Consider the following 10,166-nt stretch of genomic DNA (forward strand, 5'->3'; position numbering starts at 1 on the left):
AGGACGGGGCGGGAGGCCGACGAGGCGTGGCGAACGTGGAGCACAGCGGACCGGTGGACACCTTCGGGGCGACTGCCGACGGGGCCGGAGAGCGTCTGCGGGCGGCCCGGCTCGGCCTGTGGCTGGTGGCGGTGGTCCTGGCCGTACGGCAGGTCGCGGTCGTCCTCAGCACCCCGAGCGGTGAGCGGCTGACCGACCTGGAGACCTGGGTCGGCACGAACGGCGTCCTGCATGTGAAGGGTTCGCTGTACGACTCGACCCGCTTCACCGGCACCCCCTTCGGCGGGCTGGTCCTCAAGCCCCTGACCCGCGCGGCCGAACAGGCGCTCGGCTGGGGCTGGACCTTCGGCACACTGCTGCTGGTCGTCGCCCTCGGCCTGGTCGCCGCCCGCGCGCTGCCCCAGCCGACCGGCCGCCGCACCGCGCTGCTCGCCGCGCCGGTCGCGGTCAGCCTGCTGATGCTGTCGCTGCCGGTGCGCAACACGCTCTGGCTGGGCCAGACCAGCATCATCCCGGTCCTGCTCGTGCTGCTCGGCTGCTTCACCGTCCGCGGGGAACGGGCCGGCGGCGTCTGCGTCGGCCTCGCCGCCGCGCTCCAGCCGACCGTGCTGCTCTTCGCACCGCTGCTGTGGTTCACCGACCGCCGGCGCGCCGCCCTGACCACCGGCGCCACCTTCGCCATGAGCACCGCGCTGGCCTGGGCCGCCATGCCGCACGACTCCTACACCTACTGGGTGCACCACATGGCCGGCGTCGGGCTCGGCGGCAAGGCCGACGCCCTCGCCAACCAGTCCCTGCACGGCGCCCTGCTGCGGCTGGACCTCACCGGCCCGCTGGAGATAGGCCTCTTCCTGCTGCTGGGCGCGGCCGTCGCGACCCTGGGCCTCGCCCGCGCCGTCCGCTACGCCCGCGACGGGCAACTGCTGCTCGCCGTCGCGATCACCGGCTGCGCCGCGATCGCCGTGTCACCGACGACCTGGCAGCACCAGCTGCTGTGGGTGCTGCCGGCGGTGGTCGGCCGGGTGGGCAGGCGGGCGTCCGACCGCTATGTGTGGCCGGTGGCGGTGGTCCTGGTCACCACGCTCCCCGCCAAGATGATGCTGCCGAACATGGCGGCGATGTACCCCCTGCGCGACAACATCGTGCTGCTCGCGGCCCTGGCCGCCGCTACCGCCGTACCGTTCCTGCCGCGCACCTCCCCCTACTACCGGTCACCGGTCCCGACGGAGCACGCGGACGCCGTCCCCGCCCGCTTCGCACGCGTCCCGCTCCTGCCCTTCCTGCGCCGGGTCCTCACCCGCCCGAACCTCCTGCTGGAACTGCTGCTCATCCGGGTCACCTACGCCGCGTACCAGAAGGTCCGCCTGGCGGCGACCGGCGGCAGCAACTCGGCCGGCCGGGCGCGCGCGGAGCGGCACGGTCACCAGATCCTCGACCTGGAGCGCTTCCTGCACGTGGACATCGAGCACGCCGTCAACCACGCGGTGATCAAGGTCGACTGGCTGCGGGAGTTCTTCAACTTCTACTACGAGTCGTTCCACTTCGTGGTGCCCCTGACGATCATGGGCGTCCTCTACTGGCGCCGTCCGGTCGACTACCGCTGGGCCCGCTCCGCCCTCGGCTTCGCCACCCTCCTCGCCCTGGTCGGCTTCTGGCTCTTCCCCCTCGCCCCGCCGCGCCTCCTGCCCGGCCTCGGCATCGTCGACACGGTCCACGGCGTCCAGGACTTCTCCAAGCCGGACTACGGCACCCTCACCGCCCTCACCAACCAGTACGCCGCGATGCCCTCGCTCCACTTCGGCTGGTCCCTGTGGTGCGGCGTCGTCATAGCGGTCATCGCCCCCAGGTGGTGGATGAAGGCCCTGGGGCTGCTGCACCCGCTCTTCACGGTCTCCGCGATCGTCGCCACCGGCAACCACTGGGTCCTCGACGCGGCGGGCGGCGCGGTGGTGGTGGGCGCGGGCTTCGGCCTGGCCTATCTGTTCCAGGGTCCCCGGGCCCGGCTGGTCGCGGCGGAGGCGTCGGCCAGGGCCGGTGGTGAACGGCCCGTGCCGGTGAAGGAGGCGGCGTCCGGATGATGAGGCACATGGCCCCCGGGGGAGGCAGGAACCGGGCGTAGGGGTTGTTCCTGCCTCCCCGGGTCGGGCCGGCGGCGCCGGGAGCCGTCGGCCCGGGTCTTCAGCCGGTGCTGACCCGGAGTTCCTTCACGCCGTTGATCCAGGCGGAGCGGAGGCGGCGGGGGGCGTCGGCGAGCTTCAGGCCGGGCATCGCGTCGGCGATGGCGTTGAAGATCAGGTCGATCTCCAGGACCGCCAGGGACTTGCCGAGGCAGTAGTGGGGGCCGCCGCCGCCGAAGCCGAGGTGCGGGTTGGGGTCGCGGGTGATGTCGAAGGTGTCGGGGTCGGTGAAGACCTCGGGGTCGTGGTTGGCGGAGGCGTAGAAGAGGCCGACCCGGTCGCCCTTCCTGATCTGCTTGCCGCCCAGTTCCGTGTCCTCGGTCGCCGTGCGCTGGAAGGAGTTGACCGGGGTGGCCCAGCGGACGATCTCCTCGGCGGTGGTCGAGGGGCGCTCGCGCTTGTAGAGGTCCCACTGGCCGGGGTGGGTGAGGAAGGCGTGCATGCCGTGGGTGATGGCGTTGCGGGTGGTCTCGTTGCCCGCCACCGCCAGCATCAGCACGAAGAAGCCGAACTCGTCCGAGTTGAGGTTGCCCTCGTCCTCCGCCGCCACCAGCGTCGTCACGATGTCCTGCGCCGGGCACCGCTTGCGGTCGGCGGCCATGTTCATCGCGTAGGCGATCAGCTCGGCCGCCGATTGCCGGCCGACCTCCTCCGTGATCGCGTACTCCGGGTCGTCGTACGAGATCATCTTGTTGGACCAGTCGAATATCTTCGCCCGGTCGTCCTGCGGGATGCCGATCAGCTCGGCGATGGCCTGGAGAGGCAGCTCGCACGCGACCTGGGTGACGAAGTCGAAGGGCCCGGAGTGGGCGCGCGCCGATTCGACGATCGCCAGGGCGCGGGCGCGCAGCCGGTCCTCCAGGGCGCGGATCGAACGCGGAGTGAAGCCGCGCTGGATGATCTGGCGGACCCGGGTGTGCTCCGGCGGGTCCATGTTCAGCAGGATCAGCCGCTGCGCGTCGATCGTGTCCCGCTCCATGTGCTCGGTGAAGCGGATGATCGCCGTGTTGAGGTAGGAGGAGAAGATCTCGGGGTGCGTGGAGACGTACTTGACGTCCGCGTGCCGGGTCACGGCCCAGTATCCGTCGTCCGCGAACCCGGCCAGCCCGTGCGGCTGCGGGATCCAGCGGACCGGTTCGGCCCGCCGCAGTTCGGCGAACTCCGGGAGCGGGACGCGGTGGTGCAGCAGGTCGGGGTCGGTGAAGTCGAACCCGTCGGGCAGCGCGGGACAGGGCATGGGCGGCTCACTCCCACCATTCTGACGGTCCATCAGTAACTCAGGGTTTCGGTGAAGGTAGTAACGGGTTCTACAAGTCGCAAGGGGCAACGCCACCCCAATTACGTGCACCCCTCTTGCGGTTGTGGAGGGACGGTCCGCAGACTGCACAAGGAACTAGAACGCGTACTAGTTCTGCGTGGCGGGTGGCCGGGACGCCCGCGCCGCGCGGGTTGACCGGGCCTGCTCCGCCGGACAGGCCCTAGGGAGAGGACGCACCCCCATGGCCGCGGAACCCGTGATCGTCGAAGCCGTACGCACTCCCATCGGCAAGCGCGGCGGCGCGCTCGCCAACCTGCACCCCGCCTATCTTCTGGGCGAGACCTACCGCGAACTCCTCGGCCGCACCGGCATCCCCGCCGACTGCGTCGAGCAGATCGTCGGCGGTACGGTCACCCACGCCGGCGAGCAGTCCATGAACCCCGCGCGCACCGCCTGGCTGGCCATGGGTCTGCCGTACGAGACCGCCGCGACCACCGTCGACTGCCAGTGCGGCTCTTCCCAGCAGGCCTCCCACATGGTCGCCAACATGGTCGCCGCCGGCGTCATCGACGTGGGGATCAGCTGCGGCGTCGAGGCCATGTCCCGTGTGCCGCTCGGCTCCGGGTCCAAGCACGGCCCCGGCAAGCCCTTCCCCGACGAGTGGAACGTCGACCTCCCCAACCAGTTCGAGGCCGCCGAACGCATCGCCCGCCACCGTGGGCTCACCCGCGCCGACGTCGACTCCCTCGGTCTGCGTTCCCAGGAACGGGCCGCCGTCGCCTGGTCCGAGGAGCGCTTCAAGAGGGAGACGTTCGCCGTCCAGGTCCCCACCACCGAGGAGGAGCAGCACGCCGGGCAGGGTATGTGGCGGCTCGTCGACAAGGACGAGGGGCTGCGGGACACGTCCCTGGAAGCGCTGGCCCGGCTGAAGCCGGTGATGCCGACGGCCGTGCACACGGCGGGCAACTCGTCCCAGATCTCCGACGGCGCCGCCGCCATCATGTGGGCCTCGAAGCGGATGGCTCGCGCCCTGAAGCTGAAGCCCCGGGCGCGGATCGTGGCCCAGGCCCTCGTCGGTGCCGACCCGCACTTCCATCTGGACGGGCCCGTCGACGCGACGCGCGCGGTGCTGGGGAAGGCCGGGATGTCCCTGAAGGACATCGACCTCGTCGAGATCAACGAGGCCTTCGCCTCAGTGGTGTTGAGCTGGGCCCGGGTCTTCGAGCAGGACCTCGACAAGGTCAACGTGAACGGCGGTGCGATCGCGCTCGGGCACCCGGTCGGGGCGACCGGGGCCCGGCTCATCACGACGGCCCTTCATGAACTGGAGCGGGCCGACAAGGAGTTCGCGCTGGTGACCATGTGTGCGGGGGGTGGGCTGGCCACCGGCACGATCATTCAGCGGTTGTAGACGTCCAGGAGACGAACGTGGTGAACGCGGCGGGGTCGAAGGTGAGGATCGGTCCCGCCGGGTTCTTGGAGTCGCGGATGGCTACGGCGGTGCCGAGGGGCGCGCACTCGACACACTCGCCGCCCTGGTCGCTGCTGTAGCTGGACTTACGCCAGTTGGTCTCCATAGCGTTCCTCCGTCACGCGCCTGATCAACTCCGCCGAGTCCCGGAGGGACCGCGCGGCGGCTTGGAGATGATCGTAACGGAGCGAGCAGTTCTTGACGGTGTCCGGGTTTGCGGTTGGGTGCCCGCTGCCGTAGCCCTCTGTGTAGACAATGTCAGGGTCGGTGGCGAAGCGGAAGATGGTGAATGTACCGGTCAGTCCCGCGTGCGCTCCGGACGAATACGGCAGCACCTGGATGTTGATCCGAGGGTTCTCCTCGAAGGACAAGAGATGGGCCAGTTGGCCGCGCATGGTCTCCGGGCCGCCGATCTCCTGGTACAGCGCGGCCTCGCTGAGGACCATCCAGAAGATCGGTGGCTCCTCCTTCTCGAAGATGCGCTGGCGGGCGAGTCGTACGGCGGTGCGGTCGTCCAGATTGGTCTGGTCGAGCGCGCCGAGTGTGGCCCGCGCGTACGCACCGGTCTGGAGGAGACCGTGCACCATGCCCATCTGGAAGGTGCAGATGTCCGTGGCCCGTGCTTCCAGTTCCGCCGTATGCCTGAACCACGCGGGGAGTTGACTGCGCATCACCAGCTCGACCAGCCGGGTCAGCAACCCGTCCGACCCCAGCGCCGCGTCCGCCCGCTCGCTGAACTCCAGCGTGGGGACCTTCCTCGCCGTCTCGATCTGGCCGACCAGTGAGCCCGTGTAGTTGAGGATGTCCCCGAGCTGCCGCTGCGTCAGCCCCGCCGCCTCGCGAAGTCGCCGCAGCTCATAGCCGTAGTAATCGAGCGGCGACGCACCCGGATCGAGAACATTGATGTGGGCCACGCACGGTCCCCTCTCGCGCACCCGGGTCCACACCGGAACCCGTTGTATCCATCCCGTGGCCGAGAGTAGTCGCGCCGCGTCATCCTCGTCCCGTGAACGACTACTTTCCCCCCACCCTGGTGGGCCTGAGCCCCCGCCCGGCCCAGTACCGCATGCGCCTCACCGTCGGTGAGCACTCGGCGCGGCACATCCGCCGGATCGTGCGATCGTGCCTGGACGAATGGGAGTTGGCCGAGCTGACGGACACCGTGGAGCTCGCGGTGACCGAGCTGGTGGCCAACGTCGTACGGCACGTCCCGGACCGCCGCTGCACGCTGGTACTGCTGCGGCAGGGCGCGGGGGTCCGGGTGGAGGTGACGGACGGGTGCCCCCGACTTCCCCGCGTCACGGAGGACTTGGCGCCGGACGCGGAGGGCGGCCGTGGGCTGCTGCTGCTCGACGCCTTGGTGGGGAAGTGGGGGGTGGATCCCGCCGGGGGTGGGAAGACGGTGTGGTTCGAGTGCGGGCCGTGCCCCCGAGAGGGCGGGTTATGACCCTTCGATGCCCTTGGTGCCGATGTGGATGATCTGGTGGTTGCGGTTCATGTCGACGACGAGCTTGGTGGTCGCACCGTCGCCCCAGGTCAGCGTCACCCCGGCCTCCGTGTGGTTCGCGGTGCCGTTGTCCGTGACCTTCCAGCTCAGGGGCACGTTCTGCGCGTGCAGGACGCCGTCCGCGTGGTTCTTCGCCTCCCAGGCCTTCAGCTCCTTCAGGCCGGCGGGGCTGATGTAGTACGCGCGGAGGGCGTCCGCCAGCTTGCCGCCACGGTCCGGGTCGCTCTTGGCGTCGATGTAGGCGCCGTAGAAGTCGGCTATGCGGGTGACCGGGTCCGAGGGCTTGCCGCTGATCGTGCGCGGGGCGCCCGCGGAGGCCTGGGCGGTGACGCCGAGGCCCAGGGCGAGGGCGAGGCCGACGGCGAGGGCGGTGCGGCGGGTGGTGTTCTTGCTGGTCATGTGGGTGATTCCCCGTTTCTGCTCTGGATGGTCGGTTGTGGTCCGGTCGGTCAGTGGAGCTTGTTGACGGCCGTGGTCGTGGTCTTCTTGAACGCCTTCACCGGCGCGTCGCCGAAGTCGCCCATCTGCCCCCAGTCGACGACCGTCACGGCGCGGCCGTCCCGGCCGACGGACAGGAGGTGGATGTCGGTCGCGCCCCAGGAGGCGGCTGTGTGCAGGCCGTAGACGTGGGCGCCTTCCTCGACGGGCAGGGTGCCGTAGTCCTTGAGGGTGGCGTCGACCTCCGGGTACGTCCGCTCGATCCGCGCCGGGCAGGACCGGATGTCCTTGTTCACCCGCGCGGCCAGGCCCTTCGCCGAGGCGGTGTCCGGCAGGACGACGGTGATCTGGCGGGCGCCGGTGTCGAGGTCGGTGCGGAAGTCGCGGTGCCAGGATGAGGCGTGGCCCGGCAGTGCCCGGTCCAGGCAGCTGTTCAGGTCCTCCGGTACGCCCTTGGTGACCTTGCCGGCCGTCCAGGACGAGGACGGGTGCGGCGGGAGGTCCTTCGCGGCGAGGAAGCCGGGCACGTTGCCGGCGGCGCCCGCCGGTGCGGCGAGAGCTGCCAGGCAGGCGCCGGTGAGTGCGGTGAGCACGACGGCTCGGGTGCGTTCGGGCATGGGTGGTCCCCCGTGGACGAGTGCTTGGGTGTCGTGTCGGCCGGTGCGACACCAAGAGCTTCGGCGGTGCCGCCGACCCGGCGCAACGGCCAGGGCCGGTTGCGCGGGGATGGAACCATCCCACCCCTTCTGACGTGCAGGTACAGGGGTGCCTGGGATGCCCTGGCACGGGAGGGGACAGGGTGAGCGCGGGGGATCGGGTGTCGGCGTCGGGTGAACAGGTCGCGGAGTTCGCGGCGCTGCTCACGGAACTGAAGGGGCGTACGGACCGCAGTTACGGGTCCCTCGCGCGGCGCCTGGGCATGAACACCTCGACGCTGCACCGCTACTGCGCGGGCGAGGCCGTACCGCAGGACTTCGCCCCGGTGGAACGGCTGGCGGTGTTCTGCGGCGCGTCGCCGGAGGAACGGCTCGAACTGCACCGTTGCTGGCTGCGGGCCCTGGAAGCACGGCAGCGGCCTCGCGGGGGCGCGGCGGCGGAGGGGGAGGTGGAGGCGGAGGGGGAGCCCGCGCCGGACACCGCCGACGGCACCCCGGAATCCGCCCCGCCCGCCCCGTCCGCCCGGCCCTGGTACCGCCGTCGGCGCACCGCCCTCTCCGCCGCCGTCGCCTGCGCGCTCCTCGCCACGCTGGGCACGCTGCTGGCCCTGCCCGCCGACCGGCCCGACACCACCGGCCCCACCCGGACGACGGCCCCCGCGACCCCGGACGCGAGCCCCGGCCGTACCACCACCCCGCCCACGGAGAAGGCACCCGGCGGCGTCCCCCTCGCCTGGAGCGCGGACTCGCAGGTCTGGCAGCTCGGTTGCAGTCACGACTACGTCATCGCCAAGGAGCCGGGGCAGGTGCCCCCGCCCCCGGCCCAGCAGGACGCCGGGACCTGGGCGGCGACGCAGGGCGCGGTGCACGGGCGGCGGACGAACGTACGGATATCCGTGCGGGGGAAGTCCTCCACGGCCGTCGTCCTGGAGGCGCTCCGGGTACGTGTGGTGGGCCGCGGCGACCCCGCCCCGGCGAACTCCTACGCCATGGACCGGGGCTGCGGCGATGAGATCGGCCCGCGCCACTTCTCCGTGAACCTGGACGTGGACCGGCCGATCGCCCGCTCGGTCCCCGGCAGCGACATGGGCACGACGATCCCGGCGGTGCACCTGCCCTACCGCGTCTCCGCCACGGATCGGGAGGTGCTGCTGGTCACCGCCCGGACCGAGGACTGCGACTGCAGCTGGTACCTGGAGCTCGACTGGTCCTCGCAGGGCCGCACCGGCACGGTCCGGATCGACGACCACGGGCGCCCGTTCCGCACCCGCGGTATCAAGGGGCTGCCCCGGTACACGTACGACACCTCGGCCCGGCGCTGGAAGCCCTTCGGCTGAGCGGCCCCCCGCCTACTCCCGCCCCGACGTCACCACCGCCAGCACCCCCGCCGTCAGCGCGGCAACCAGCAGGGGCAGCGCCAGGCCGTGGTGGAGGACCAGCCAGGCGCCGAGCGCGGCGCCCGCCGCCATGGCGACGACGGCGGCGGTGCGGCGCGGGTGGCGGTGGCTGGAGCCGTCGCCGGCGGGGGAGTCGGAGGCCAGGCCGGTCAGGGTCATGGTCAGGACCGTGGTCGTCAGGTCGGATACGCCCAGCTTGCGGACGGTGGCGCTGCGCAGACCCATCGCGAGGGAGGTGAGGGCGATCAGCGCGTACGCGGTGCCGGTCGGGGCGACGAAGGCGACCGCCGCCGACCCGCCCACCAGCGCCGCCTCGGAGGCGAGCATCATCCGGGTCCAGGTCCGGCGCGACCCGCCGCCGTAGCGTGCCGCGAGCCGCCCGCCACCCGCCGCGCCCAGCAGAAAGCAGCCCAGCGAGGTCGCCGTGTGCGGCACGGAGAAACCCGGCGCCCCGGCGGCGGCGAAGCCCAGCACCACCACGTTGCCGGTCATGTTGGCCGTGAAGACCCGGCCGAGGCCCAGATAGCTCACCGCGTCGATCAGCCCGCTCACCGCGGTCAGCGCCAGCAACACGACCACCAGGCGCACTCCGCGCGCCTCGGGATCCTTCGTCCGGGTCCGGGTCCGGTCCGTCATGCGTCGTCCTCCGGTCAGCCGGACGGGCGGGGCGGTTCCCAGTCCATCACGGGAGACGTGCGGACATGCGCGCGCACCCTCGCCGGTGTGGGGCGAGGGTGCGCGCGCGGGTGTCGGCCGGGGGTGTGGCCGGGGTGGCGGGATCGGCTCAGTACCAGCCGTTGGCCTGCCAGAACTTCCACGCGGCGAGGGGGCTGCCGTAGCGGGAGTTCATGTAGTCCAGACCCCACTTGATCTGGGTGGCGGCGTTGGTCTTCCAGTCGGAACCGGCCGAGGCCATCTTCGAGCCGGGCAGGGCCTGGACCAGGCCGTAGGCGCCGGAGGAGGAGTTGGTGGCGCTGACGTTCCAGCCGCTCTCGCGCTTCACGATGTTGTCGAAGGCGTTGTACTGCGCGGCGTCCGGGATCATCCGGTGCGCGATCGTCTGGGCCTGGGCGACGGTGTTGCCGGTCGCCGCGTGAGCCGGGGCCGAAGCGGCCACCATGCCGGCGGTGGCGGCGGCCACGGCGGCGGAGGTGAGGATCTTCTTCGGGGAAGCGATGCGGCGGATGACGGAGACGGACACAGAAAACCTCTTCGGTCGGGGGCAGGACGGCCGCCTTGTATGCCTGCACCGCGTGGTGGGC

11 protein-coding genes are annotated in these 10,166 nt (G+C 71.4%); 4 read left to right on the top strand and 7 right to left on the bottom strand.

All coding sequences use genetic code 11. From position 1 onward, the window contains the following. Positions 1–26 precede the first annotated feature (26 nt). Complete coding sequence (locus ACZ7L0_RS31185) at positions 27–2,078, top strand: bifunctional glycosyltransferase 87/phosphatase PAP2 family protein (protein WP_471245861.1); 2,052 nt, start codon at positions 27–29, stop codon at positions 2,076–2,078. A gap of 100 nt (positions 2,079–2,178) precedes the next feature. Here ACZ7L0_RS31185 and ACZ7L0_RS31190 read toward each other — a convergent pair whose 3' ends face one another. Beyond that, positions 2,179–3,414, bottom strand: coding sequence for a cytochrome P450 (locus tag ACZ7L0_RS31190; RefSeq protein WP_471245862.1), 1,236 nt, complete (start codon positions 3,412–3,414; stop codon positions 2,179–2,181). A 262-nt stretch (positions 3,415–3,676) separates the two neighbouring features. Between ACZ7L0_RS31190 and ACZ7L0_RS31195 the strand changes: the two genes are divergently transcribed. Beyond that, positions 3,677–4,846: a steroid 3-ketoacyl-CoA thiolase gene (locus tag ACZ7L0_RS31195; protein ID WP_471245863.1), complete on the top strand. Its 1,170-nt coding sequence runs from the start codon at positions 3,677–3,679 to the stop codon at positions 4,844–4,846. On the opposite strand, the gene ACZ7L0_RS31200 is transcribed toward ACZ7L0_RS31195, so the two are convergent. Together ACZ7L0_RS31200 and ACZ7L0_RS31205 are read right to left on the bottom strand one after the other, a co-directional pair. Next, the gene (locus ACZ7L0_RS31200; protein WP_471245864.1) at positions 4,830–5,012 is read right to left on the bottom strand and encodes a DUF397 domain-containing protein; all 183 of its coding nucleotides are present in this window, start codon (positions 5,010–5,012) and stop codon (positions 4,830–4,832) included. The genes ACZ7L0_RS31195 and ACZ7L0_RS31200 overlap by 17 nt on opposite strands. Then, entirely contained in the window at positions 4,993–5,820 is an 828-nt protein-coding gene (locus tag ACZ7L0_RS31205) for a helix-turn-helix domain-containing protein (RefSeq protein WP_471245865.1), read from the bottom strand. The genes ACZ7L0_RS31200 and ACZ7L0_RS31205 overlap by 20 nt, the downstream gene beginning before the upstream one ends. 92 nt (positions 5,821–5,912) lie before the next feature. Here ACZ7L0_RS31205 and ACZ7L0_RS31210 point away from each other — a divergent pair, with 92 nt between their 5' ends. Next, a complete protein-coding gene (locus ACZ7L0_RS31210; RefSeq protein ID WP_471245866.1) occupies positions 5,913–6,353 on the top strand; it encodes an ATP-binding protein in 441 nt (146 codons plus the stop codon). On the opposite strand, the gene ACZ7L0_RS31215 is transcribed toward ACZ7L0_RS31210, so the two are convergent. After that, positions 6,348–6,812, bottom strand: a complete 465-nt coding sequence (locus ACZ7L0_RS31215) for a hypothetical protein (protein WP_471245867.1) — start codon at positions 6,810–6,812, stop codon at positions 6,348–6,350. The two genes, ACZ7L0_RS31210 and ACZ7L0_RS31215, sit on opposite strands and share 6 nt — an antisense overlap. A gap of 50 nt (positions 6,813–6,862) precedes the next feature. Further along, entirely contained in the window at positions 6,863–7,468 is a 606-nt protein-coding gene (locus tag ACZ7L0_RS31220; RefSeq protein WP_471245868.1) for a hypothetical protein, read from the bottom strand. A gap of 182 nt (positions 7,469–7,650) precedes the next feature. On the opposite strand from ACZ7L0_RS31220, the gene ACZ7L0_RS31225 reads away from it, so the two are divergent. After that, positions 7,651–8,844: a helix-turn-helix domain-containing protein gene (locus tag ACZ7L0_RS31225; RefSeq protein WP_471245869.1), complete on the top strand. Its 1,194-nt coding sequence runs from the start codon at positions 7,651–7,653 to the stop codon at positions 8,842–8,844. 12 nt (positions 8,845–8,856) lie between these two features. Here ACZ7L0_RS31225 and ACZ7L0_RS31230 read toward each other — a convergent pair whose 3' ends face one another. Together ACZ7L0_RS31230 and ACZ7L0_RS31235 are read right to left on the bottom strand one after the other, a co-directional pair. Further along, positions 8,857–9,540, bottom strand: coding sequence for a YoaK family protein (locus ACZ7L0_RS31230; protein WP_471245870.1), 684 nt, complete (start codon positions 9,538–9,540; stop codon positions 8,857–8,859). A 148-nt stretch (positions 9,541–9,688) separates the two neighbouring features. Further along, complete coding sequence (locus tag ACZ7L0_RS31235) at positions 9,689–10,105, bottom strand: aggregation-promoting factor C-terminal-like domain-containing protein (RefSeq protein WP_471245871.1); 417 nt, start codon at positions 10,103–10,105, stop codon at positions 9,689–9,691. Positions 10,106–10,166: the final 61 nt, after the last annotated feature.

It is taken from the genome of Streptomyces sp. NPDC039424, from assembly GCF_055639495.1.

Coding starts and splice junctions, on each gene's coding strand:
- ACZ7L0_RS31190 (WP_471245862.1), bottom strand. CDS start 3,414: ATGCCCTGTCCCGCGCTGCCCGACGGGTTCGACTTCACCGACCCCGAC.
- ACZ7L0_RS31195 (WP_471245863.1), top strand. CDS start 3,677: ATGGCCGCGGAACCCGTGATCGTCGAAGCCGTACGCACTCCCATCGGC.
- ACZ7L0_RS31200 (WP_471245864.1), bottom strand. CDS start 5,012: ATGGAGACCAACTGGCGTAAGTCCAGCTACAGCAGCGACCAGGGCGGC.
- ACZ7L0_RS31215 (WP_471245867.1), bottom strand. CDS start 6,812: ATGACCAGCAAGAACACCACCCGCCGCACCGCCCTCGCCGTCGGCCTC.
- ACZ7L0_RS31220 (WP_471245868.1), bottom strand. CDS start 7,468: ATGCCCGAACGCACCCGAGCCGTCGTGCTCACCGCACTCACCGGCGCC.
- ACZ7L0_RS31230 (WP_471245870.1), bottom strand. CDS start 9,540: ATGACGGACCGGACCCGGACCCGGACGAAGGATCCCGAGGCGCGCGGA.